Genomic DNA, 23,567 nt, shown 5'->3' on the forward strand with positions numbered 1-23,567 from the left:
CAGACAGGCAGTCCCTACTAAGGGGAGTGCCTGTTTTCTCATAGAGGGGAGATTGAAATGAAGACAGAGTCGGAAATTAGCCAAATGATTAAACATGATCCATGGATGATGAATATCTTAAAGGTCACAGCCGAATTAGGCCTCCCCGATGGTTGGGTATGCGCAGGCTTTGTTCGAAACAAGGTGTGGAATCATCTCCATGGACGGGGACGGGAACCACTCAATGACATCGATGTGGTGTATTATGACCCTAGTGACACCGACGAAGAGACGGAGAAAAAGATCGAAGTTCAGCTTCTGAAGTCTGTTCCCCATGCTCCTTGGTCGGTGAAGAATCAGGCAAGGATGCATGAGGTGAATGGGGATGATCCTTATGCATCCACGGCCGATGCCATCTCAAAATTCCCTGAGACAGCCACGAGTGTAGCAGTCCGAATCAATGATTCACAGGCTCTCCAATTGCTTGCACCTTGGGGAATCGATGACCTTGTTACTATGGAAGTACGGCCGACCCCGCATTTTCAAGAAAAGCCAGACGGACATACGGTTTATGAGAAGAGAATACATGAAAAAGGATGGAACAAAAAATGGCCGATGGTGAAGGTCTTTTCTAGAGGGGGGAGCTATGAATGACTGACGGATACACTCTATCCTCAAAAATACTTGAACAGTGGAAAGCACGAATCCTGCCGGAAGTGGATTGGTTTTTCTTTACGAACGATGAATGCTTTCCTTATGGAGAGATGGACGTATTAGTGAAAAGCAATCTTTCACTGGATATCAGAACATCGTTTCTGACGTGGTCTCTTCCTGAAGGGGTATTTGTGAAAAAAATGTACCCAGGCGAATTTGAGGAGCTATCATATGAAGCCAGACAGAGAATCACCGAAATTCAATGGGAGCTCGGGAGGGGCTTAGTATTTGATCACGAAGAAACGGAAGAATGGTTTGGTGAACATGTACCGCCATTATACAAAGGAGCCGGAAAGAAACTCGTACTCTTTACTATCGATTTTTGGCGTTCACTTGAGGATCATCAAAAGGAAGGCTTTCTAAGAGCCTATAGCCGAGTATGGGTAGATGAACAACCATTATGGAAAGGGGCTCCTTCATCATTTAAAACATTCATGCAGCGGGAATATCCGCATCTTATTCCGTATCTTGATGTTTTTCCCGACAGGAACGGCGCCAACTGCCTGGCTTCAGTCGCGTTCGCCATCGACGCTTCGTCCGATCTCTATCATTGGATGCAGGCAGAGGAACTCGATCATCTGATGGCCGGCAGGGAAGAGGTTGGGGGCATAACCGGAAAGGAGGTCCTTGTGTGGAGGGACTCTGAAGGGAAGATCATCCATGCGTGCTATGCGTTGAATAAAGAATTTGTTTTCAATAAGCACGGACAGACGATGTTCAATCCCTGGCAGCTTCTAACGGTTGAACAGGTGATAGGCTCCTGGGGAGATCCGGTCATATACAGATAAGAAAAGAAGGGACCCATTAGGAGGTCCCTTCTTCGTCACTTTCTTTTTCGTTAAACCATAGAGGATCGTCATTATCGACTTCACCATTGTAGTTGATAAACAGCTCTTCGCCAGCTTTAATATCCCGATACGCATAAAAATCGAATGTATGATTATCAAAGTTGATGTCATAGATCGTATTTGGAGTATAAGAATGGTTGAAAAGCATTCCATAGCCGAGGAGGAGTGCCGTATGGTTCATGCCATACTCAAACACATAATCCGCCAAGAAGGTCTTTTCAATATAATGATGCTCTTCATTTGGGTATGGAATCACGGGAGCCTCATGAATCAGCTCTCCTTTTGGGATATCCTGTTTAGCAAAGACACCTCTTCTAAGTTCCCCGTCACTGACGGGAGACATTTTCACTTCAATCATCCTGACACCTGCTTTCAAAATTCTCTTCTAGATCTGTCAGGCCGACCGGCTCATGCATGATTAGAAAAGGTATAAACGGTTTTTCATCACTGTTCCGGATTGGGAACAATCAGAAAACCTCTCCCCTTAGCCTGACAGACTTACCGGTAAATTGCAATCGTTAAAAAAGGTCTTTAAAGAAGGACTTGATGCCCCTGGCGCTTCGCACAACCCAGCTCGCTTTTTCAACCGTCTCATCAGCCGTTACGTCCACTGAGTAAGAAGCAGGTTCACCGTCCGGGATATACTCCTCTTCAGGAGGATTTTTCACCTTGAGGACACCGACCTTTTCCCCTTTTTCAATCGGAGCGATCAGCTTTCCTTCATCTGTTACTTTATCCGGATCCAGGACCAATTCCACCTCAGTCTTTTCTTTTTGTTCTTTTGGAAGGGTGAGTGCAATTGGTTCTTTTATGGAGACGCCGAGTTCTCTTTCTTTTCCGTTGTATACCTTTATTATGTTTCCAGGTGCTGAGGTTGCATCTTTTAGGGATAAATCCACTTCCTCGAATTCATTGAACCCGTAGTCCAAAAGCTCGGCAGATTGAATGAACCGCTCGGCACTACTGGATTGACCATTCGCATCCTTTGCATCCAAGATGACGGATATGTAGCGGTTTCCATTCCGTTCGGCTGTTGCTGTGAACGTGGTACCGGCAAATGGGGTCGTCCCGGTTTTCAACCCGTCTGCTCCTTTATAATAGAAGGATTTCCCCTTGAGTAGCCCGTTTGTACTTTTCATGGTCAGTTCTTCATCGGTTCCCGGTCGGAACTTCTTGGATGAAAGACCCGATGTTTCAAGGGTTTCAGGGTAGTCGTGAATGAGGCGATAGGCAAGGGTGGCCATATCTTCAGCAGAGACGACATTCTCATCATCCGGTTCAGTACCTTCAGGATACATGCCAAGCATATCGACGTTGCTGAGACCGGAAGAATTGACGAAGTGATAATGCTTCATCCCGAGTTCTTTCGCTTTTGCATTCATCTGCTTGACGAATTCACCTTCTGATCCAGCGACGATTTCTGAAAGGGCGATCGCAGCGCCGTTTCCAGATTTGATGACCATGGCTTCATAGAGTTCTTTGACCGTATAAGATTCGCCCTGCTTCAGAGGCACATTGCTCAATCCGGGAGCGTTGGCAAGCTGATAGACTTTGTCGCTGATCTTGTAGGATTGATCCCATTTGATCTTCCCTTCTTTTACAGCTTCTTGAACCAGATACTCCGTCATCATTTTGGTCATGCTGGCAATTCCCAGCTCTTCATGTTCATTTTCACCATACATGATCTTTCCTGTGTTTCCATCTATCACAATGGCTGCATCCGCATGGATTTCCGGCTCCCCCGCCGCAAAGGCTTCAACTTGAAACCCGGCGACGGCAAGCATGGATACCAAAAGGGCAGATGCCGTCTTACGTCCTTTCATAACTGTATACCTCCAACGTCAAGTGACTTACAACCCCGTTATTTTACCATAGTTTCATTGGAAGGGACGAGTCAGTTTGTGACAGATACAGAAGGATATGCCGGAAGAATGTCGAATGGGTAGAGAAGTCTTGCCTAAAAGGAGGAAATCACAATCCCTAAATTAAAAATCAATTTCGAAACCTCATTGATTCCCTGGGTGAAGGAGATCGCCCGCAAAAATGATAGTTCAGGCCACGCCCTCTATATTATGAAAGATGGGAAGACCGTGCTTGAACATTACGGCGGATATCACTCGTTTGAACCCGCTGCCCAAGAGGTGAAGGCTACATCACGCTTCAATATCGCATCCGCAAGGAAGAGTTACATAGCGTTGGTGATTGCATATGCCCTGTACGACAGATTGCTTGAATTAGATCGACCCTTAGAGGATTATATGGAAGAAAGTAATCCAGTGTTCAGTGGGGTCTCAATCAGGCATCTCCTCACCCACACCCATGGTATCGGGGAAGGGGGCGAGGGCCTCTATACGGAATTTACTCCAGGAGAGAACTGGAGCTATAACAATGTTGGAGTAGATACATTGGCGCATCTGGTGATGGAGATGTACGGTGGGACCATCAGCTCCTTCCTTCAGGAAAGAATCTTCGACCAGCTTAATTGGAAGGAAACTGGCTGGGAAAATGAAGATTCTCCCCAATTGGTTAAGATTATCAGCAGCAGAGATGAAAAAGCTTTAAACGGTCTGCATGCAGATTGCGATGGTTCAAGGAAAAATTTATTTGTTTCTGCAAGGGAATTCGCTTGGTGGGGTCAGTTGCATCTTGATAAAGGGAAGGTCGGTAACCGGCAAATCATTCCTGAAGAAGTGGTTAATCTTGCAACTACCATCCAGACGCCTAGTGGACTTCCTTACGACCTGCCGCGGAACGGGGCTTTTTGGTATGTACAGGACATCCCACGGATGAAAAGTGAAATCGGGGATGCTGTCCCCGTTGGTTCCTACCAGATTCTCGGGGTGACAGGGCCAACGATCCTGGTGATCCCGAAATATCAAATTGTTGCTGTCAAAATGTATAACAAAAGGTATAATTACGGAGGCGCAAATTACCTTCATTATTTGAAGGAATATAGTAATCGGGTGGCAGACGCCTGTACATAAAATAGGGGATGAATGGAATGAATGAGCAGCGAAGGAATAATCTGAAGAATTATGCGGCCCTTGCAGTGAAAGTAGGGGTGAATATCCAAGGGGGACAGGCACTTTGGATCAGTGCTCCCCTCGGGACGGAGGAATTTGTCCGTTTGGTGGTGAAAGAAGCCTATTTGGCCGGCTCGAAAAATGTGCATGTCCAGTGGTTCGATGAAGAAATACTGAGGACCCACTATGAACTGGCACCGGAAGAAACTTTTTATGAGTATCCTGAGTGGCTGGCCGCTGCCCACGAATGGCTTGTTGACCATAAAGGTGCTTTCCTGCAGGTTGACTCTGGGGACCCCGATCTTTTGAAGGGGATTGACGCGGAAAGGATCACCGCTTTTGAAAAAGCGAGCGGAGATGCTCTGGACCGATTTTACGAAGCCATCGAAAACGACCACATACCATGGTCGATCGTGGCAATCCCTTCTCAGAAATGGGCAGAGAAGGTGTTTCCTCACCTAATGGGCACAGAGGCAGTCGATGCCTTATGGGAAAATATCTTCCAATCAGTACGGATGTATGAATCCGATCCTGTTGAAGCGTGGAAAAGACATATCAGCGAGCTTACAAAAAGGGCAGAAAGACTGAACGATTTGAACTTAAGGAAATTACATTATACTGCACCAGGCACAGACCTTACCGTGGATCTCCACGAGGACCATATTTGGCTGACAGGGGCAAGCAAAACACCAGATGGAAAGGACTTCATCGCCAACATGCCTACGGAGGAAGTGTATACCGTTCCGGTCAAAAACGGGGTGAACGGGACCGTCCGTGCAACAAAACCCCTTGCCTACAACGGCAATGTAATCGATGGGTTCACTCTTACATTCAAAGATGGGAAGATCATTCATGCTTCTGCTCAAACAGGAGAAGAGATCCTTAAGAAGATGATCGAAGTCGACGAAGGGGCGGCATTCCTTGGGGAAGTAGCCCTCGTTCCCCACGATTCACCGATCTCAAACTCCGGAATTCTATTCTTTAACACGCTCTTTGATGAAAATGCATCTAATCACTTGGCAATCGGTTCTTCCTACCCTACCTGCATGAAGGATGGCAGCATTCTCTCTGATGAGGAGAAGGAAGCAAAGGGACTGAACGAAAGCGTGGTTCATGAAGATTTCATGATCGGTTCCGAGAGGATGGATATCGTCGGTACAACCATGAATGGAGAGAGTGTCCAGATTTTCAAAGACGGGAACTGGGCATTCTGATTCTAGGAAAAAGATTAAAACATGAAAAATTATGGTAATTTAGGTTTAGTTCAAACTACCTTGAGGTATTGAAAAACAGGGCGATTTTTCCAGTCGCTTTGTTTACTTTAATACTTAAGGAGGGTAGAGCGTTCTCACTAACTTAATAAGATGAGTAGGAGCGATGAGTCATGAGCTGGTTTTTAAAGGGTATGAAGCAATACGCTGATTTCAGTGGGAGAGCAAGAAGGCAAGAGTTTTGGATGTACATGCTGTTTTATTCTATTTTTGGAATAATTCTTTATGGTGTAGCAGTAATAGGAATGGCCATGCAGTCTGAAGGAATCATATTGCTTGGAATGGGTATTTATATTCTATATGCACTTGCACTCCTTTTACCAACATTGGCGATAACTGTGAGAAGGCTTCACGACACTGGACGAAGCGGGTTTTGGTACTTCATCGGGTTCGTTCCATTAGTCGGAGGAATCATTCTATTGGTGTTCTGCTGTCTTGATAGCGAAAACGGAAACAACCAGTGGGGGTCGAATCCTAAGAATAGCGACAGTATGATTGAAGCAATCTAAAAGGACTGGGAGACCCTTCCTACACAAGGAATGAAAGGATCGAGGAGCTTTGAATCATTCGTCTCTTCCAGCTACCAATGTGGATGCGAGAAGAAAGGCTCCACTTTCCTATTTACAAATGAAACGGTGATGCAAAATGAGTTTTGAAGGACAAAGTATTTTACCTGCAGTGAGATCGATGAAGGATTTTGACAAGATGCTCAAGACTTCATTCCAATACGGAGTCTTCCTTGATCTCCACGTAGGGATGCTGAAAAGTGTATTTGACTATGCTAAAAAGGAAAAACGGAATATGTTCCTCCATCTGGATTTGATCCACGGCTTATCAAGTGATGAATATGCTACAGAATATATCTGTCAGGAAATCAAGCCGTACGGGATCATCTCCACCAAAGGGAGCGTGATTAAAAAAGCACGTCAGCGGGGGATTTATGCCACCCAGCGAATATTCGTCATTGATTCCAGTGCCATGAAAAGGAGCATTGAACTCATTCACAAGACGGACCCCGACTACATAGAGGTGCTTCCCGGGGTAGTACCTAAAATTATTCGTGAAATAGGCGAAAAGACGGGTAAACCGATTTTTGCAGGTGGTTTGATTGATACCGTGGAGGAAGTAGAGGCATCCCTTGAAGCCGGTGCCACGGCCATAACAACCTCCAATCTAGATCTTTGGAAATATTATGATAGAAAAAATCTTAATAACTGATTGACAACGCTTCCATGTTATTTTAATATAGGGATTAAGTTAATAACCAGTGAATGAGACCTAAGAGACTCACAAGATTTTTTCCGTTTATAACCATTATAAAAGGGATATTTCTGTGGGTCTTTTGTCTGTGAACTGGTTGTTCCATAGACCAATTGTTATACCAGAAGTTGAAAGCGGAATCAATCATAGGGGTAACGGGGTCGAACGTCTATGGAATTGACTTATACTATCTTGTTGGAAAGAAGGGGTATTATGTCTCCATTTTTAGCTGAAGTGTTGGGAACTGCACTGCTTATCGTATTCGGTGCAGGGGTATGTGCCAACGTCAATTTAAAAAAATCATTTGCTTATAACTCCGGATGGATCGTCATCACATTCGGTTGGGGCTTGGGTGTTGCTATGGCTGCCTATGCAGTCGGTCAATTCAGTGGAGCCCATTTGAATCCGGCGGTTACATTTGGACTTGCTTTCAACGGGGACTTCCCTTGGAGCGATGTACCGATGTACATTCTAGCTCAAATGATCGGTGCCATTATCGGTTCTGCGATCATCTATCTGCATTTCCTTCCACACTGGCATGCAACAAAGGATCCGGGAGTAAAGTTGGGCGTGTTTGCAACAGGTCCTGCAATCCCACATTATTTCTCGAATATCTTAAGTGAAATCATTGGAACTTTCGTCTTGGTTATAGGATTATTGACAATAGGGGCGAATACATTTGCAGAGGGATTGAATCCATTCATCGTCGGGTTCCTGATCATCGCTATCGGTATCTCGCTAGGTGGTACCACTGGATATGCGATCAACCCTGCACGTGACCTCGGTCCACGTATCGCTCATTTCATCCTGCCGATCCCGGGTAAAGGATCATCCAACTGGGGGTACTCATGGATTCCGGTTCTTGGTCCGCTATTGGGTGGATCATTCGCCGGTGTATTCTACAAAGCATTCTTCAGCGGATCGATGACATCGGCGTTCTGGATCATCCTTGCCGTGATGGTTGTAGTGTTGGTACTCGCTTACATGGCAGACAGGAAACAATCTCTTGCTGAAAAAGCTGCATTACTAGCAGACGAAAATTGAATGGAGGAACAAAATCATGGAAAAATTCATTCTCTCCCTTGACCAAGGGACCACAAGCTCAAGGGCAATCCTTTTTAATCAGAAAGGTGAAGCGGCCCATACGGCACAAAAAGAATTCACTCAACATTTCCCGAAACCAGGCTGGGTAGAACACAATGCCAATGAAATCTGGGGATCGATCCTTGCCGTCATTGCAAGCGTTTTATCCGAATCAAGCGTAAAAGCAGAGCAAATCGAAGGAATCGGAATCACAAACCAGCGTGAAACAACAGTGGTATGGGATAAAGAAACAGGGGATCCCGTATATAACGCAATCGTTTGGCAGTCAAGGCAAACGGCTGGAATCTGTGATGAACTGAAGGCCCAAGGATTGAACGACAAATTCCGGGATAAAACCGGATTGTTAATCGATGCATATTTCTCCGGGACAAAAGTAAAATGGATCCTTGATAATGTTGATGGGGCCAGGGAAAAAGCTGAAGCTGGAAAACTTCTATTCGGTACGATCGATACGTGGCTCATTTGGAAGATGAGTGGTGGAAAAGCGCATGTAACGGATTATTCCAACGCATCCCGTACACTCATGTACAATATTTATGATCTTGAGTGGGACAAAGAACTGCTTGATATCCTTGGGGTTCCTGAAAGCATGCTACCAGAAGTGAGACCGTCTTCTGAAGTGTACGGAACGACGATTCCTTATCATTTCTTCGGGCGTGAAATCCCGATCGCTGGAGCTGCAGGGGACCAGCAAGCAGCCTTGTTCGGACAAGCTTGTTATAACGAAGGTATGGCAAAGAACACTTATGGCACAGGTTGCTTCATGCTGATGAATACTGGAGAGAAGGCTGTGAAATCTGACAACGGTCTGTTGACGACACTTGCATGGGGTATTGATGGTAAGGTCGTATATGCCCTTGAAGGAAGCATCTTCGTTGCCGGCTCGGCAATCCAATGGCTTCGCGACGGTCTGCGCATGTTCAACAACGCAGCAGACAGCCAGGCTTATGCAGAACGCGTTGATTCTACGGATGGCGTGTACGTAGTACCTGCATTTGTAGGATTGGGAACTCCATACTGGGATAGCGATGTTCGCGGATCTGTATTCGGATTGACACGTGGTACGTCCAAAGAACATTTTGTCAGAGCAACATTGGAATCCCTTGCGTATCAAACGAAAGATGTCTTGACTGCAATGGAAGCCGATTCCAACATTCCTCTGAAGAAACTCCGTGTAGATGGTGGAGCAGTCAAAAATGATTTCTTGATGCAGTTCCAAAGTGATATCCTAGACGTGCCGGTCGAGCGTCCGGTCGTCAATGAGACGACTGCCCTAGGTGCTGCGTACCTTGCAGGACTTGCCGTTGGATTCTGGAAGGATCAAAATGAAATTTCTCAACAGTGGAACATGGAGAAGCAATATGATCCGGATATGGAACAAGAAAAACAGGAAGAACTTTACAATGGGTGGAAAAAAGCCGTAAAAGCAACTATGGCTTTCAAATAAGATCAACCTGTGATATAATGAATTCAAGTTAATAAAACGGTTAGAGACCAAGAGAGACCATTTCCACATTTATAGAGATTATTTCTATAATGCTGGTTTTGGTCTCTTTTTTTATGGTTAAAGTATAAGAGAGATTACTTCTTAACCGTTCACAACCATACATTCTAGGAGGAACCACTTATGACTTTTTCCAGCACGCACAGACAAGAAGTGAAAAATGCATTAAAAAATGAACACTATGACTTGATCGTAATCGGTGGGGGGATCACCGGATCAGGTATTGCTCTTGATGCTTCCAAGCGCGGCATGAAGGTTGCGCTTGTTGAAATGCAGGATTTTGCTGCAGGGACTTCCAGCCGTTCTACCAAGCTTGTCCATGGTGGTTTGCGCTATTTGAAACAATTCGAAGTGAAAATGGTTGCAGAGGTCGGAAAAGAACGTGAAATCGTGTATGAAAACGGTCCACACGTCACCACGCCTGAATGGATGCTGCTCCCGATGCACAAGGGTGGTACATTCGGTAAATTCAGCACATCCATTGGTCTTAAAGTATATGACTACCTTGCAGGAGTCAAACGCAGTGAGCGCCGGACCATGCTTTCTGTATCGGATACATTGACGAAAGAACCTTTGGTGAAGAAACAAGGACTCAAGGGTGGGGGATATTACGTAGAATACCGGACAGATGATGCACGTCTGACTATTGAAGTCATGAAGGAAGCCATCGCACACGGGGCAACTTCCATTAACTATACAAAATCCCAACGTTTCATTTACGATAATAAGAAAGTCGTCGGAATCGAAGCCGAAGATCTGCTTACCAATGAAACCTATGAGATCCGGGGAACAAAAGTCGTGAATGCTGCGGGTCCTTGGGTCGATGATGTCCGCCATAAAGATTACAGCACGAATAATAAACAGCTGCGCTTGACTAAAGGGGTACACCTTGTCATCGACCAAAGCAAATTCCCGCTTCGTCAGGCTGTATACTTTGATACTCCGGATGGCCGGATGGTCTTCGCGATTCCGCGTGATGGAAAAGCTTATGTGGGTACAACCGACACCATCTTTGAAAAAGATAAAGCTCATCCGTACATGACAAGCGAAGATCGTGATTACATTATGAATGCAATCCACTTCATGTTCCCTGATGTGAACATCACCAACGATGATGTAGAATCAAGCTGGGCTGGTGTACGACCGCTGATCTTTGAAAAAGGGAAAGATCCTTCAGAAATCTCACGTAAAGATGAAATCTGGGAAGCCGAAAGCGGTCTGATCACCATTGCCGGTGGTAAATTGACCGGATACCGCAAGATGGGTGAAACGGTTGTAGATCTCGTCGCAAAACGATTGAAGGAAGAAGCGAAGCGTAAATTCCCAGAGTCCACTACCAAACATATGCCGATTTCAGGTGGACATGTGGGTGGGTCCAAGAACTTCCCAGCATTCGTCGACGAGAAAGCGAAGGAAGCGGTACGCTACGGTCTTTCTGAAGAAGAAGGACGCAAACTGGCGACCATGTACGGCTCCAATGTAGATCAGCTGTTCAAACTTGCCCATGCATATACTGGAACCTCAGGAGACAAAGAGGTACCCGCTTCCCTTTATGCTCAACTGCTCTATTCCATCCAAGAAGAGATGACGGTTACACCGGTCGATTTCTTCATCCGTCGTACAGGCGCGTTATTCTTTGATCGTGCATGGGTCGTTAAGTGGCATGAGCCTGTGATTGAGATGATGAATGGATTACTCAATTGGACACCTGAGCAAAAAGAGAAATTCACCAATGATTTGAAAGTAGAATTGAAAAATGCTGTCGTACCAATCGATCAGCAGTAATATGCTTAGAATTATAAAAAAGGTCATTTGTGTTAAAGACTCTGACAATCCGAGCGTCTCATTACTCTAAACAAAGCTTTATTGCTTTAAAAGGATATTGAACGCATCGGAAAAAGTGTATACCATTAAGAATGAAATTGACCCTCATAGAAAAGAACGGTTCCCGTGATGGGAGCCGTTCTTTTTTTGATATACTTGAATACAAAGGGAGGGATTGTATGAATCACAAAGTGGCCATCGTGACAGGAAGCAATAGCGGATTCGGCCTTCTCACGGCGGTAGAGCTCGCCAAATGTGGATTCAGAGTGATTGCCACCATGAGGGACACCGCCAAGAAAGAGGGTTTGCTGAAGAGAGCATCATCTTTGCAGGTTGAAGACCGTATTTTCATCAAGGAACTCGACGTAACCTCTGCATCGTCCCTGGTATCGTTCAAGGAATTCCTGACGTCTTTGGATAGAATAGACGTTCTCGTGAATAACGCAGGATTTGCACAGGGAGGTTTCCTCGAAGAAGTATGTTTGGAAGAGTTCCGTCAACAATTCGAAACGAATGTATTTGGAGTCATCGGAGTGAGTCAGCTGATTCTGCCGTATATGAGGAGACAGGGCAGGGGAAAAATCATCAATATCGGCAGCATCAGCGGTCGGATCGGGTTCCCTGGTCTGAGTCCCTATGTGTCATCGAAGCATGCGCTGGCTGGCCTTTCAGAAAGTCTAAGACTCGAAGTGAAGCCATTCGGGATCGATGTCCATCTGATTGAAGCCGGCTCATTTCAAACAAGCATCTGGTCAACAGGAAAGAAAATTACAGAGCGATCCTTGCAATCAGAATCCCCTTATCATGCACAAATGAAAAAGCTGAATGCCCATTTAGTTGAATCAGAGGAAACGTATGGGGACCCAAGGGATGTCTCGAATCTGGTCGTAAGGATCGCCACTGGCCGTAATCGAAGATTCAGGTATCAGGTCGGGAAGGGGACAGGGATCACGATCACACTTAAATCGCTCCTGCCTTGGAAGATCATTGAGCGAATAATACTCCACAAGCTTAGCTGACATTCCTTCCAAGTTCTTTATAGAAATGGTGGAATTTTCATGGTAGAATGAAAAACGTGCAGAGCTTGTATGATTTTCTATAGTAGAATAAAAGTCATTGTCTTTACATACTAATTAGAGAAGAATAATAAGATGCACAAATTATACTTATTGTTTTTAAAGGAGAGAGAAGAATGGTAAAACGTACTGGAGAAGTCGTAATGGGGATATTTGCAATTATCTTTTCGTTTGGATTCACTGTACTGGGCGTACTTTTCAATGCAGGGGCCAACAACGATGAATTTTCATCTTCATTCCAAGAAAGCTTTACACAAAATGATCCTACACTTACTTCGGAAGACGCTGACTTATTCCTTGGCGTCATGCAATCACTTGGAACAGGGATGATCTGGTTGGGTATCATAGCAGGTATCATTGGGATTCTTGCAGTCATCTTCATTACAAAAAATAAGAAACCTGTTCTTTCAGGCATTCTATTTATAGTAGGAGCATTGATTATCGGTATTGGTACGATTGGAGCAGGATTTGTTCCAGGTCTACTATACCTAATTGCTGGTATCATGGCCCTTGTCCGTAAACCAAAACCAATGGACACGGCACTATAATTCCCACAGTAGAGCATCCCTTAAAGGGGTGCTCTTTTTTTTCATCAAATCCCAAACCATTCAATCAAACCGCCAAATATGGTAGCATAGAGAAGGAAAGACCTTAACCAGCACTGGAGGAAGAAGCATGAATCGATTGGAACAATTCAAAGAATGGCTGCAGCACGAACAAATTGATGCAGCATTCATCAATTCAAGTGAAAATGTATTTTACTTAAGTAAATTTCTAACTGACCCACATGAGCGCCTCGTCGGGGTCTTTGTATTCCCTGAAGCGGAACCATTCGTCATTGCACCGGGAATGGAAGTACGCCAGGTGAAAGAAGCCGGGTGGCCATATGAAGTGATCGGATACTCCGATCATGAAGACCCTTGGGACTTTGTAGGAAAAGCTATGGAAAAGAGGAACATCAAAGCCAAAAAGGTGAGCTTCGAAAAAGAAGTGGTCACCTATGCACGAAGTGAAGCGTTCCTCAATCTCTTCGATGCACCTGAAATCATCAATGCTGAAGACCGGTTGAATGACATGCGCGTTTGCAAATCTCCTGAAGAGATCGAAATCATGAGAAGAGCAGCGAAGATGGCCGATTACGGTGTGGAAATCGGAGTTGCTGCACTTAAAGAAGGAATTTCAGAAATGGAGGTCCTTGCCACCATCGAGTACGAACTAAAAAAACAGGGCGTCCGTGAAATGTCTTTCGCCACGATGGTCCTGTTCGGTGAAAAAGGCGGGGATCCCCATGGAAATCCAGGAGACCGTAGGCTCAAGTCAGGTGATCTCGTCCTCTTTGATCTAGGCGTGGTACTTGATGGCTATACGTCTGATATTACAAGAACCGTTGCCTTCAAATCGATATCGGACAAACAACGGGAAATGTATGAAACAGTACTGAAAGCGGAACTTGCTGCACTGGAAGCAAGTAAACCGGGCAACCGTGTTGGGGATCTTGATTCAATCGCCCGTCACATCATTACAGATGCAGGATATGGGGAAAACTTCCCACACCGCATCGGCCATGGTCTTGGCATCAATGTCCATGAGTTCCCTTCCATGAGCCATACCAATGATGGAGTCCTTCGGGAGGGAATGACCTACACCATCGAACCTGGGATCTATATTCCTGAAATCGGTGGTGTGCGAATCGAAGATGATGTGCTGATCACGAAGGACGGCTGTGAAACGCTCACATCCTATCCGAAGGAACTGCAGATCATTGAATGACCTTTTACCAGCAGGTAACATCCTGCTGGTTTTTCATATTTATCTCAGCGCTGCATGATATAATAGGAGGAAATATTCCATAAGAAAGGATAGGCCGATGAAACTTGTAATTGCCGAAAAACCCGATCAAGGTGCCACATTGGCAAAACCTTTCCCCCATAAGAAACGGCAGGGATATATCGAGATCCAGCCAAACCCGATTTTTCCGAACGGAGCCTATGTGACATGGGCCGTAGGACATCTGCTTCAATTGAAGTCTCCTGAAAAGTATGAATCATCATGGAAAAAATGGTCCCTCGATACCCTCCCCATCGTACCTGACCGCTTCCAATATGAAGTCCAACGCAGCAAATCGAAACAATACAATGTCATTAAAAGTCTCCTTCAAAAAGATGAAGTGTCTGAAATCATCCATGCGGGAGATGCAGGACGGGAAGGAGAACTGATTGTCCGTAATATCACTACCATGGCAAAAGCTAGAAAACCGATGAAAAGATTGTGGATCTCTTCCTTAACGGAGAAAGCCATTGTGCAAGGTTTTCAGAATCTGAAAGATGAAAGTGAAACGCGAAGTCTTTACCATGAAGCTTACTCAAGGGCATGCGCGGACTGGCTTGTTGGTATGAATGCTTCGAGGGCCTATAGTCTCCTTCTGCAGGGGCAGGGGATGTCGGATGTCTTTTCAGCCGGCAGGGTCCAGACCCCGACTCTTGCTTTGATCGTAAAAAGGGAAGAAGAGATTGAACGATTTAAAAGTGAACCCTTCTGGGAAGTGAAGGCCACCTTCAATATGGAAGGAAACCTTTACGAAGGGACCTGGGTCAAGGATGGGAACACACGCATCCAGTCGAAAGAAATGGCTGAAAAAATTGCCGCGTTCTGCCAAAAGGGCAGTGCCCGTGTAAAAGAAGTGAAGACAGAGAGAAAAGAATTTGCACCACCGATGCTTTTCAATTTATCCTCACTGCAGGCTACCATCAATAAAATGTATAAGTTCTCTCCCAAAAAGACATTGGATATCCTTCAGAAACTCTATCAAAAAGGAATCGTCTCTTATCCACGATCCGATTCCCAGCATGTCACGAAAGGTGAGGCGGAAGCATTTCCGGAAATCCTTTCAAAGCTGAGTCAATTCAAGCCTTACTCCGAATGGATCGTGGAATCACCGCCCAGCCTCATGAACAATAAACGTTTCGTGAATGATCAAAAGGTATCCGATCACTATGCCATCATTCCAACGGAACAAGTAAAAGATCCCGCCAAACTTTCCGAGGAAGAACGAAAAATCTATGATGTGGTGATCAGGAGGCTGATTGCCGCCCATCATGATAAGGCAATCATTGATTACACTTCTGTGTCCACGCTGGTAGAGGAACGAGCAGAATTCTCATCAAAAGGAAAACAAATCATTCAAGAGGGCTGGCGGAAGGTCATCGTCCCGACTGAAAAAGACAACGACGTCATCCTGCCTCCTCTTTCAGAAAACCAAAAGGGAATGGTGACAAGAGCCTCTGTTAAAGAAGGGAAGACCCAGCCTCCCAAGCGATATACAGAAGGCCAGTTGATCACCCTGATGAAGACTGCCGGAAAACACATTGAAAATGATGAACTTGAAAAAGTCCTGAAAGCAACCGAAGGACTTGGAACGGAAGCTACACGGGCGGGTATCATCACGATGCTGAAAGATAGACAGTACATCTTCATCCAAAAGAATATTGTCTATCCGACCGACAAGGCCAGGGTGCTGATCAGAGCGGTAGGCCATCATGTACTTGCCTCCGCCGAGATGACCGCCAAATGGGAGCAAAGACTGCAGGAGATCGGAAAAGGACAAGCCTCCGCACCTGAATTCATGGAGCAAGTGAAAAAGCTAAGTGCGAGCCTTGTAAAACAGGCCACAGAAGAATCAAATCGCTGGGATTTCAACGACCTTGATACATCTTCCATCCAAAGGGAAAGAGGGAAGGGGAAGGGAAAAAGCAGGGTGAAGACCCCGGTCGGCACCTGTCCTAAGTGCGGAGGGAAAGTCATACCCAAAGGGAAATTCTATGGATGCAGCGAGTATAGTAAAACAAAATGCAGCTTCAGCATTTCAAAAAAGATCCTTTCGAAAACGATTCCTCAAGCCCAGGTGAAGAAGCTTCTCAAAGATGGACGTACGGACCGGATTGACGGCTTCAAAAAAGGAGAAAAAGAATTCTCTGCCTATCTTGGTTGGGATCCCCAGGCTAGGAATATACAGTTCCTATTTGACGTAGAGTGACCTATCTTCCATCCATTTCCTCCCTATATCATGATGGTTTGATTGAAAACAATGTTTAATTCAAACGAAAGTGGATAAAACATAAGAGAAAGATCAAACTTGGAGGTTTTAATGTGAAGAAGATTTTAATGGTATTGACCAATGCAAGTAAAATTGATGATGAACATGAAACGGGACTCTGGCTTTCAGAGTTTGCTGAACCATATGAAGAATTTACGAATCAGGGATATGGTGTAGACGTGGCCAGCCTTAAAGGCGGAAGGATCCCCCTCGATCCGAATAGCCTTGAAGACGGCGATCTCGTCGAAAAATGGAAGGGTGTCACGAAAGAGCTTGATCAAACCCTCGTCTTATCTCAGCTCAACATGGAGGAATATGTAGGGATCTTCCTTCCGGGAGGACATGGTACGATGTTCGATCTTCCAGACAGTCCTGAATTGAAGTCGGCGCTTGCTCATTTCGCTGACAACGATAAGGTGATCGGCGCTGTATGCCATGGACCGGCTGGGTTTGTCGGTACGAAGCTTTCAAATGGTAAATGGCTCGTCGAAGGGAAGAACATGACCGGATTCACGAACGAAGAAGAGCAGCAGACAGGGCTTGACTCACTGATGCCGTTCCTTCTTGAATCCCGCCTTCGCGAACAGGGTGCGAAGTTTGAAAAATCGGCACCGTGGAGTGACTATGTGATAACAGATGGTAAATTTATTACCGGACAAAATCCTCAGTCCAGCCAATCAACGGCAGAAGCGTTCATTAAAGCATTATCATGATCCAAAAGCCAAGGGGCGTAACCCTTGGCTTTTTTTGCCCAAACCACCACCTGGATATGTTAAAATTTTCTTACTAATCCAGGAGGGATCATTCATGCACTTCTTGCGGGTCGCTTCACAAATTTTGGGACTGATCGTTCTGTTCGAGACAGGAAAATGGCTCTCAGCCACACTCCATCTCCCTATACCCGGTGGGATTTTAGGAATGGGGATCTTATTTCTACTCCTATCGACGGGAGTCGTTCATGATCAACTGTTGGCACAAGGGGCATCCATTCTTTTGAAATATCTTTCGTTCCTGTTCCTTCCTTTGTCAGTCAGTGCCATCGTACTGATTCCATTCATGGATCTATATGGGTGGAAAATTCTTTTGGTACTCATCACCTCAAGCTTCATAGGATTTGTGGCCACTGCAATCCCTGCTATGCATGTCGTACGGAAAGGAAGTGCTTCCCATGACGATGACCGGTGAGATCGTGGCCATATCCGCCAGTGCGATAATTTTCCTATTAGCCAATCTCTTGTATAAAAAATGGACTTATCCGCTCCTGCTACCAATCTTCACCTCCACACTGGTGATCATCGGGGGACTACTATTCATCGAGCTTCCGTACGCTCAATATGCTGAATGGACCAGGGGCATCACCTATCTTCTAGGACCGGCAACGGTTGCTCTTGCGTATCCCCTGTATCACCAGAGGAGATACTTGAAAGCCTATGCACTTCCGATTGTACTCGGTTTGGTGATTGGGAGCCTGGCACAAATGACGATTTCGTTTTATATGGGGAAATTCCTACGCCTTCCAGAAGATTGGAACCTTGCCGTCATGATCAAAACGATCACCACTCCCGTCGCACTTGGGGTGGGGGATATCATCGGGGCAAAGATCGAGGTCATCCCATCAGTCGTCATCATAACAGGTATGCTTGGAGCCATGGCCATTATTCCACTTCTGAGAATCCTGCGCATAGACGATGCCATCGTTACCGGTCTGACCTTCGGCGTCACCTCTCATGGAGTTGGCACGGCAAGGGCCCTTAAAGAGGGGGAAGTGGAGGGAGCCGTTAGCGGAGCCGCGATGGCGCTGACGTCCATGGTACTATCCGTCATCATTCCTCTTGTGTTTTTCCTTTTTTCCTGATCCTATCGCTTTTAAAAACGTCACCCTTTAGGTATGATAAAGGATGGAGAATATATAAATAGTAAAGGAAGATTGTATGATAGTACGTAATGATGAAGAACTGAATGCACTTAAAGAAATAGGCAGGATTGTCGCGGAGATCCGTGATGAATTGAGAAACCAAACGAAACCTGGTGTGACGACCAAGGAACTCGATGAGATTGCAGGACGCATGTTTGAAGAAGCGGGAGCCCTTTCAGGACCAAAAGGAGAATATGATTTTCCAGGTTACACATGTATTTCCGTGAATGAAGAAGTAGCTCATGGCATCCCAGGCAGCCGGATCATAAATGAAGGGGATCTCGTGAATGTGGATGTATCGGGCTCTAAGAACGGTTTCTATGCCGATACCGGAATCTCATTTGTGGTTGGTCAAGGAGAAGGCGTTTTGACAGAGCTTTGCGAAACGGCAATCAAATCATTCGAAGCTGGACTGCGTAAAGCAAAAGCAGGATCCAAGCTCAATGGAATCGGAAAGGCCGTACACAATGAAGCAAGAAAGAATGGATTCACCGTCATCATGAACCTGACTGGCCATGGAGTGGGGAAATCCCTTCACGAAAAGCCGGATCATGTGTTGAATTATTTCGACCCATGGGATAACGCTCTTCTTAAGGAGGGGATGGTTCTTGCGTTCGAGCCTTTCGTTTCAACCGAAGCACAAAACGTCATCGAAAAAGGGGATGGTTGGACATACATCACTCCTGATGGCAGCAAAGTAGCTCAAATTGAGCACACCATCGTCATTACCAAAGGTGAGCCGATCATCCTTACGCAACTATAAAAAGAGAGCGATCCTACTATTAAAGGGGATCGCTCTTTTCCTGTTTAGACAATTTTGGTTTTGCCGCACTCCTGGCATTTACGGTAGAACTTCCCGTCTTCGACTCTTGATTTGAAGACATTGTTGCCACATTCGCAGCGACCGCTGTGTTCATCGGGTTCGTCTTTATATAAAACGATATTTTCCTCAGACATAACATCTTCCTCCTCATGCTCATTCCTATTCATTCTAATATAAGTCCCCAATATTGTTAAGTTGAACATAATTTCAATTCATTTCCATATACACCAAAATACACCTGGAAAACGCTCTCTATTACATTACTGAAATATTCTTGACTTATTATTATAAAGTTCCTGTTATTGAAATGAGATTTTACTATGTTAGTATGGTCACTGTTAGCTAATACAAACTCGCTAGCTACATAAGGAGGAATTTTTCATGAAACTAAAGAAATCGATCATTTCTGTAGCAGCTTTCACCACACTCGCGGTTGCCGGTGGTGCCAGCGCATCAGCACAAGATATCGATGTCAAAAAGGGAGATACGTTATGGGGAATAGCGAAGGAGTATGGTACATCCGTTGATCAACTCAAAAAATGGAACAACATTTCCAGTGACTATATTTACCCTGATCAAAAGCTTACGGTATCTTCTAAAGAATACTACACAGTGAAATCAGGAGACACACTCTGGGGCATCTCTTCTTATTATGGTCTTTCAGTAGAAAACCTTAAGAACTGGAATGCACTGGATAGCGATTTAATCGTTCCGGGCCAAGAGCTCGTTATAAACTTTGAAGATAAATCACCTTCAGCCCCTGTAAATACTTCTGATGAGGCAGCACCTGCCCAAGAAAAAGCAGAGGTAGCTCCAGAAGCTGAAGCACCAAAGGCAGAAGCTCCTAAAGCTGAAGAGCCTAAAGCAGAAGAACCTGCCAAGGAAGCCTCAACTGAGCCGGCTCAAGAAGAGAGCGTGGCAAAAGAACTTTCAGTGGAAGCCACTGCATATACTGCTGACTGTGCAGGATGTTCAGGTGTGACGGCTACTGGTGTCAACCTGAAGGATAATCCTGATCAAAAAGTAATCGCCGTTGATCCAAGCGTGATCCCACTAGGATCTAAAGTATACGTTGAAGGATATGGTTATGCGACTGCAGCAGATACAGGCGGTGCTATCAAAGGAAATAAAATTGACGTATTCATCCCTTCTGAAGACCAAGCAAGAGATTTTGGACGTAAAACAGTAACGGTAAAAGTTTTAGACTAATAGAAAGTCAATCGGGAACCATCCAAATCATGGATGGTTCTTTCTTTTTATGGTACCCCGTTTTCCTCATTTATACTCTGTTTTATAACAATTACCATTATTACATCTCTGTCATCTAACTGTCATAGAGTTATAAACAGTTTGTTATGGAGATGAGGCATGACTATGTTACTATTTCCTCTGGTTGGTTCATTAGGACCACGACTAAGGAGGAATCAAACATTTATGATAAAAGCGATCATTTCCACATTTACCCTCGCTTCTATTTTCTCCATCGGACTTGCAGAAGTATCGGCCAAAGGGAATTCCAAGGAATTAGCACTGGCTGATATCCAACATATAGATCAGGATAACTATTTCACAGATCTCGCTGAACGCCATGAGGATTCCGTTGATGAAGTAAAGGACCGAAAATCTCTCATAAAAGAAGGAGTCCGGAACGAACCGCAGATCAAAAAGGAAAAAAAGTCTGCTTCAAAGCCGAAAGCCGAAACAAAAAAAGAGAATATAGAAAAGACGGTAACCGTAAAAGCGACTGCCTACACCGCGCATTGTGAAGGATGCATCGGGATCACCAAAACAGGAGTGGACTTGTTGGCAAACCCGGATGAAAGGGTAATCGCCGTCGATCCCTCAGTCATTCCTCTGGGATCAAAGGTCTATATAGAAGGATATGGGTATGCTAAAGCTGAAGATACCGGAGGCGCTATCAAGGGAAACCGGATTGATATCTATATGGAACATGAAAAAGATGCACTTGCCTATGGAGTAAAGGAAGGTATAGAAGTCAAGATAATCGATTGATCAAGGGAGGATGCCAATTCGGCATCCTCCTTTCATGTAGCGACAAAGGTGTTCAAGAGGCTTCATGAAGGAATGATTTCATTAAAAACACTCATACTAATAGTACAAACCTCGACACCATTCGCTTAATCGTGGTTTATCCATGTCGAAAAACGGGAATGGGTAAGAAGTATTACTCCTTGTGTCAAAAATCACAAAGGAAATCTGTTTCACTAGTTGATAAAAAGCTTTCATTTGAAATTGTCAACGTCCTCTGTTAGTGTTACATGGGAGTTTTTCGTACATACCTACCACTTTATTCGAAAGGGAGAATTTTATGAAGAGAATTTCAAGCGTGTTTTGGATCACCCTGGCAATCGTTTTAGTTGCCGTGGGATTCGGGGCCTTTGCTCCAGACACATTTAAAACGGCAACAGCCAATGTGCAATCATTTATAACAACTAGTTTTGGATGGTATTATCTCATACTCGTCAGCGTCATCGTCATATTCTGTATTTTCCTCATCGTCAGTCCGATTGGGACCATTCGTCTTGGGAAACCGGATGACCGTCCGGAATACTCAAGAAGTACATGGTTTGCCATGTTGTTTAGCGCCGGAATGGGCATCGGACTCGTATTCTGGGGAGCAGCAGAGCCTCTTTCTCATTATATGACGCCTCCACTTGCCGAAGGAGGCACCGATCAAGCGATCAAGGAATCGCTACGTTATACCTTCTTCCACTGGGGGATACACGCTTGGGGAATTTACGCCATCGTCGCACTCGCCCTTGCGTATTTCAACTTCAGGAAAGATGAACCTGCTTTGATTTCTTCCACTCTCCGCCCGATACTCGGAGATAAGGTAAAGGGGCCAATTGGTACCATCATCGACGTCCTTGCCGTCTTTGCAACGGTTGTCGGTGTAGCTACCACGCTTGGTTTTGGAGCAGCACAGATCAATGGTGGATTATCCTATTTGTTCGGCATCCCGAACAATATTACGGTTCAAACCATCATTGTCGTTGTCGTCACGGTACTCTTCATGATTTCCGCCTGGTCAGGTTTGAGCAAAGGAATCAAATACCTATCCAATACAAATATGGTACTTGCCGTTGCATTGCTCATCCTGGTCTTCATAATGGGGCCAACATTGCTTATCCTGAACCTGTTTACTGATACGCTTGGTTCCTATATGCAAAATATCGTATCCATGAGTTTCCGTATCGCTCCGCTGAATGCAGAGCACCGCGAATGGATCAATGGATGGACCATTTTCTACTGGGCATGGTGGATCTCTTGGTCACCATTCGTCGGTATCTTCATCGCCAGGGTATCAAAAGGAAGAACGATCCGGGAATTCCTTATCGGTGTGCTATTGCTACCATCCCTTGTCAGCTTCTTCTGGTTTGCCGTATTCGGTAGTACTGCCATCGATGTCCAACAAGCCGTCAGCAACGACATCTCCAAACTGAATACAGAAGAGGTCCTGTTCGCCGTATTTAACGGAATGCCGGGTACAACGATCCTTGCCATCATCGCTATCGCCTTGATCGGTACATTCTTTATCACGTCTGCCGACTCTGCGACATTCGTTCTTGGGATGCAAACCACTTATGGATCCAACAACCCGCCGAACTACGTGAAGCTTACATGGGGAATTGCACAATCCATCGTTGCGCTTATCCTTCTGTACAGCGGGGGGCTCGATGCACTTCAGAATGCACTGATCATTGCCGCTCTTCCTTTCTCAGTCATCATCGCCCTGATGATGGCATCCCTGTATAAATCCTTGAACAGGGAAAAGAAGGAACTTGGATTGTATATCAAGCCAAAGCCTAGAAAACCGAAGGAACCTAAACCTCATAAAGAAAAAAGACGTAAGCACGAACAGGCTGATGAGCCTAAAACTGAATCGTAACTTTCAAAAGGACATTCCTTAACCGGAATGTCCTTTTTCTGGTCATTTGACTCATTTTTTCTTCTTGCAATAGTCCTAACCCTTTGTAAATAGGGGTGAATGAATGCAACGAGAAAAAAATACAAATATGATATTAACCTACAAGTTGTCCTCTACATACATTGATATCGTAGTAAGATACTTGGAGGTGACTGATGATGTACGGATACGGATACCCTGGTTA

23 protein-coding genes are annotated in these 23,567 nt (G+C 45.1%); 20 read left to right on the forward strand and 3 right to left on the reverse strand.

Annotation, left to right across the window (positions count from 1 at the left end):
• The first annotated feature begins 84 nt into the window (after positions 1–84).
• Both K6T23_RS11440 and K6T23_RS11445 read left to right on the forward strand, forming a co-directional pair.
• A complete protein-coding gene (locus tag K6T23_RS11440) occupies positions 85–633 on the forward strand; it encodes a nucleotidyltransferase family protein (protein WP_238281097.1) in 549 nt (182 codons plus the stop codon).
• Positions 630–1,481, forward strand: coding sequence for a hypothetical protein (locus tag K6T23_RS11445; protein ID WP_238281098.1), 852 nt, complete (start codon positions 630–632; stop codon positions 1,479–1,481). The genes K6T23_RS11440 and K6T23_RS11445 overlap by 4 nt, the downstream gene beginning before the upstream one ends.
• Before the next feature lie 16 nt (positions 1,482–1,497).
• Here K6T23_RS11445 and K6T23_RS11450 read toward each other — a convergent pair whose 3' ends face one another.
• Positions 1,498–1,899 (reverse strand): SET domain-containing protein, encoded by a 402-nt coding sequence (locus K6T23_RS11450; RefSeq protein ID WP_048003866.1) that lies wholly within the window; start codon positions 1,897–1,899, stop codon positions 1,498–1,500.
• A 160-nt stretch (positions 1,900–2,059) separates the two neighbouring features.
• Positions 2,060–3,364 carry a D-alanyl-D-alanine carboxypeptidase family protein gene (locus K6T23_RS11455; RefSeq protein WP_238281099.1) on the reverse strand — a complete coding sequence of 435 codons (1,305 nt, stop codon included), beginning with the start codon at positions 3,362–3,364 and terminating at the stop codon, positions 2,060–2,062.
• 198 nt (positions 3,365–3,562) lie between these two features.
• Between K6T23_RS11455 and K6T23_RS11460 the strand changes: the two genes are divergently transcribed.
• The 15 genes from K6T23_RS11460 to map all read left to right on the forward strand — a co-directional run bounded on the left by K6T23_RS11460 (position 3,563) and on the right by map (position 19,374).
• On the forward strand, positions 3,563–4,525 hold the full coding sequence (locus K6T23_RS11460; protein WP_238281100.1) for a serine hydrolase domain-containing protein: 963 nt from the start codon (positions 3,563–3,565) through the stop codon (positions 4,523–4,525).
• 17 nt (positions 4,526–4,542) lie between these two features.
• Positions 4,543–5,778 carry an aminopeptidase gene (locus tag K6T23_RS11465; protein WP_238281101.1) on the forward strand — a complete coding sequence of 412 codons (1,236 nt, stop codon included), beginning with the start codon at positions 4,543–4,545 and terminating at the stop codon, positions 5,776–5,778.
• A gap of 170 nt (positions 5,779–5,948) precedes the next feature.
• Entirely contained in the window at positions 5,949–6,344 is a 396-nt protein-coding gene (locus K6T23_RS11470) for a DUF805 domain-containing protein (RefSeq protein ID WP_218247135.1), read from the forward strand.
• Positions 6,345–6,480: 136 nt separating this feature from the next.
• Entirely contained in the window at positions 6,481–7,053 is a 573-nt protein-coding gene (locus K6T23_RS11475) for a glycerol-3-phosphate responsive antiterminator (protein WP_053427058.1), read from the forward strand.
• Between the two features lie 255 nt (positions 7,054–7,308).
• The gene (locus K6T23_RS11480; protein ID WP_053427057.1) at positions 7,309–8,139 is read left to right on the forward strand and encodes an MIP/aquaporin family protein; all 831 of its coding nucleotides are present in this window, start codon (positions 7,309–7,311) and stop codon (positions 8,137–8,139) included.
• A 16-nt stretch (positions 8,140–8,155) separates the two neighbouring features.
• Positions 8,156–9,646 carry a glycerol kinase GlpK gene (gene glpK, locus K6T23_RS11485; RefSeq protein ID WP_056536539.1) on the forward strand — a complete coding sequence of 497 codons (1,491 nt, stop codon included), beginning with the start codon at positions 8,156–8,158 and terminating at the stop codon, positions 9,644–9,646.
• Positions 9,647–9,826: 180 nt separating this feature from the next.
• Positions 9,827–11,488: a glycerol-3-phosphate dehydrogenase/oxidase gene (locus K6T23_RS11490; protein ID WP_079516099.1), complete on the forward strand. Its 1,662-nt coding sequence runs from the start codon at positions 9,827–9,829 to the stop codon at positions 11,486–11,488.
• Between the two features lie 218 nt (positions 11,489–11,706).
• Positions 11,707–12,546, forward strand: a complete 840-nt coding sequence (locus K6T23_RS11495; protein ID WP_238281102.1) for an oxidoreductase — start codon at positions 11,707–11,709, stop codon at positions 12,544–12,546.
• 173 nt (positions 12,547–12,719) lie between these two features.
• Positions 12,720–13,151, forward strand: coding sequence for a DUF4064 domain-containing protein (locus K6T23_RS11500; protein WP_079516101.1), 432 nt, complete (start codon positions 12,720–12,722; stop codon positions 13,149–13,151).
• Positions 13,152–13,278: 127 nt separating this feature from the next.
• The gene (locus K6T23_RS11505) at positions 13,279–14,373 is read left to right on the forward strand and encodes a M24 family metallopeptidase (RefSeq protein ID WP_238281103.1); all 1,095 of its coding nucleotides are present in this window, start codon (positions 13,279–13,281) and stop codon (positions 14,371–14,373) included.
• Positions 14,374–14,470: 97 nt separating this feature from the next.
• Complete coding sequence (locus K6T23_RS11510) at positions 14,471–16,636, forward strand: DNA topoisomerase III (RefSeq protein ID WP_238281104.1); 2,166 nt, start codon at positions 14,471–14,473, stop codon at positions 16,634–16,636.
• 113 nt (positions 16,637–16,749) lie between these two features.
• Positions 16,750–17,409 carry a type 1 glutamine amidotransferase domain-containing protein gene (locus K6T23_RS11515; protein WP_309300049.1) on the forward strand — a complete coding sequence of 220 codons (660 nt, stop codon included), beginning with the start codon at positions 16,750–16,752 and terminating at the stop codon, positions 17,407–17,409.
• Positions 17,410–17,503: 94 nt separating this feature from the next.
• A complete protein-coding gene (locus K6T23_RS11520) occupies positions 17,504–17,881 on the forward strand; it encodes a CidA/LrgA family protein (protein ID WP_238281105.1) in 378 nt (125 codons plus the stop codon).
• Entirely contained in the window at positions 17,865–18,551 is a 687-nt protein-coding gene (locus K6T23_RS11525) for an LrgB family protein (RefSeq protein ID WP_222929121.1), read from the forward strand. Before K6T23_RS11520 ends, K6T23_RS11525 begins: the two co-directional genes overlap by 17 nt.
• 76 nt (positions 18,552–18,627) lie before the next feature.
• Positions 18,628–19,374 carry a type I methionyl aminopeptidase gene (gene map / locus K6T23_RS11530; protein ID WP_053427049.1) on the forward strand — a complete coding sequence of 249 codons (747 nt, stop codon included), beginning with the start codon at positions 18,628–18,630 and terminating at the stop codon, positions 19,372–19,374.
• Between the two features lie 44 nt (positions 19,375–19,418).
• On the opposite strand, the gene K6T23_RS11535 is transcribed toward map, so the two are convergent.
• Entirely contained in the window at positions 19,419–19,568 is a 150-nt protein-coding gene (locus K6T23_RS11535) for a DUF8096 family protein (protein ID WP_162838948.1), read from the reverse strand.
• A gap of 247 nt (positions 19,569–19,815) precedes the next feature.
• Here K6T23_RS11535 and K6T23_RS11540 point away from each other — a divergent pair, with 247 nt between their 5' ends.
• The 3 genes from K6T23_RS11540 to K6T23_RS11550 all read left to right on the forward strand — a co-directional run bounded on the left by K6T23_RS11540 (position 19,816) and on the right by K6T23_RS11550 (position 23,344).
• Complete coding sequence (locus K6T23_RS11540) at positions 19,816–20,643, forward strand: 3D domain-containing protein (protein WP_079516106.1); 828 nt, start codon at positions 19,816–19,818, stop codon at positions 20,641–20,643.
• A 225-nt stretch (positions 20,644–20,868) separates the two neighbouring features.
• Positions 20,869–21,447, forward strand: a complete 579-nt coding sequence (locus K6T23_RS11545) for a 3D domain-containing protein (RefSeq protein ID WP_056536514.1) — start codon at positions 20,869–20,871, stop codon at positions 21,445–21,447.
• 316 nt (positions 21,448–21,763) lie between these two features.
• Positions 21,764–23,344 carry a glycine betaine uptake BCCT transporter gene (locus K6T23_RS11550; RefSeq protein WP_079516108.1) on the forward strand — a complete coding sequence of 527 codons (1,581 nt, stop codon included), beginning with the start codon at positions 21,764–21,766 and terminating at the stop codon, positions 23,342–23,344.
• Positions 23,345–23,567 lie beyond the last annotated feature (223 nt).

The sequence above is a fragment of the Rossellomorea marisflavi genome, assembly GCF_022170785.1.
GTDB lineage: Bacteria > Bacillota > Bacilli > Bacillales > Bacillaceae_B > Rossellomorea > Rossellomorea marisflavi_B.

Coding starts and splice junctions, on each gene's coding strand:
- K6T23_RS11465 (WP_238281101.1), top strand. CDS start 4,543: ATGAATGAGCAGCGAAGGAATAATCTGAAGAATTATGCGGCCCTTGCA.
- K6T23_RS11490 (WP_079516099.1), top strand. CDS start 9,827: ATGACTTTTTCCAGCACGCACAGACAAGAAGTGAAAAATGCATTAAAA.
- K6T23_RS11450 (WP_048003866.1), bottom strand. CDS start 1,899: ATGATTGAAGTGAAAATGTCTCCCGTCAGTGACGGGGAACTTAGAAGA.
- map (WP_053427049.1), top strand. CDS start 18,628: ATGATAGTACGTAATGATGAAGAACTGAATGCACTTAAAGAAATAGGC.
- K6T23_RS11495 (WP_238281102.1), top strand. CDS start 11,707: ATGAATCACAAAGTGGCCATCGTGACAGGAAGCAATAGCGGATTCGGC.
- K6T23_RS11520 (WP_238281105.1), top strand. CDS start 17,504: ATGCACTTCTTGCGGGTCGCTTCACAAATTTTGGGACTGATCGTTCTG.
- K6T23_RS11510 (WP_238281104.1), top strand. CDS start 14,471: ATGAAACTTGTAATTGCCGAAAAACCCGATCAAGGTGCCACATTGGCA.
- K6T23_RS11500 (WP_079516101.1), top strand. CDS start 12,720: ATGGTAAAACGTACTGGAGAAGTCGTAATGGGGATATTTGCAATTATC.
- K6T23_RS11470 (WP_218247135.1), top strand. CDS start 5,949: ATGAGCTGGTTTTTAAAGGGTATGAAGCAATACGCTGATTTCAGTGGG.
- K6T23_RS11535 (WP_162838948.1), bottom strand. CDS start 19,568: ATGTCTGAGGAAAATATCGTTTTATATAAAGACGAACCCGATGAACAC.
- K6T23_RS11475 (WP_053427058.1), top strand. CDS start 6,481: ATGAGTTTTGAAGGACAAAGTATTTTACCTGCAGTGAGATCGATGAAG.
- K6T23_RS11540 (WP_079516106.1), top strand. CDS start 19,816: ATGAAACTAAAGAAATCGATCATTTCTGTAGCAGCTTTCACCACACTC.
- K6T23_RS11505 (WP_238281103.1), top strand. CDS start 13,279: ATGAATCGATTGGAACAATTCAAAGAATGGCTGCAGCACGAACAAATT.
- K6T23_RS11550 (WP_079516108.1), top strand. CDS start 21,764: ATGAAGAGAATTTCAAGCGTGTTTTGGATCACCCTGGCAATCGTTTTA.
- K6T23_RS11545 (WP_056536514.1), top strand. CDS start 20,869: ATGATAAAAGCGATCATTTCCACATTTACCCTCGCTTCTATTTTCTCC.
- K6T23_RS11440 (WP_238281097.1), top strand. CDS start 85: ATGATTAAACATGATCCATGGATGATGAATATCTTAAAGGTCACAGCC.
- K6T23_RS11445 (WP_238281098.1), top strand. CDS start 630: ATGACTGACGGATACACTCTATCCTCAAAAATACTTGAACAGTGGAAA.
- K6T23_RS11455 (WP_238281099.1), bottom strand. CDS start 3,364: ATGAAAGGACGTAAGACGGCATCTGCCCTTTTGGTATCCATGCTTGCC.
- glpK (WP_056536539.1), top strand. CDS start 8,156: ATGGAAAAATTCATTCTCTCCCTTGACCAAGGGACCACAAGCTCAAGG.
- K6T23_RS11525 (WP_222929121.1), top strand. CDS start 17,865: ATGACGATGACCGGTGAGATCGTGGCCATATCCGCCAGTGCGATAATT.
- K6T23_RS11480 (WP_053427057.1), top strand. CDS start 7,309: ATGTCTCCATTTTTAGCTGAAGTGTTGGGAACTGCACTGCTTATCGTA.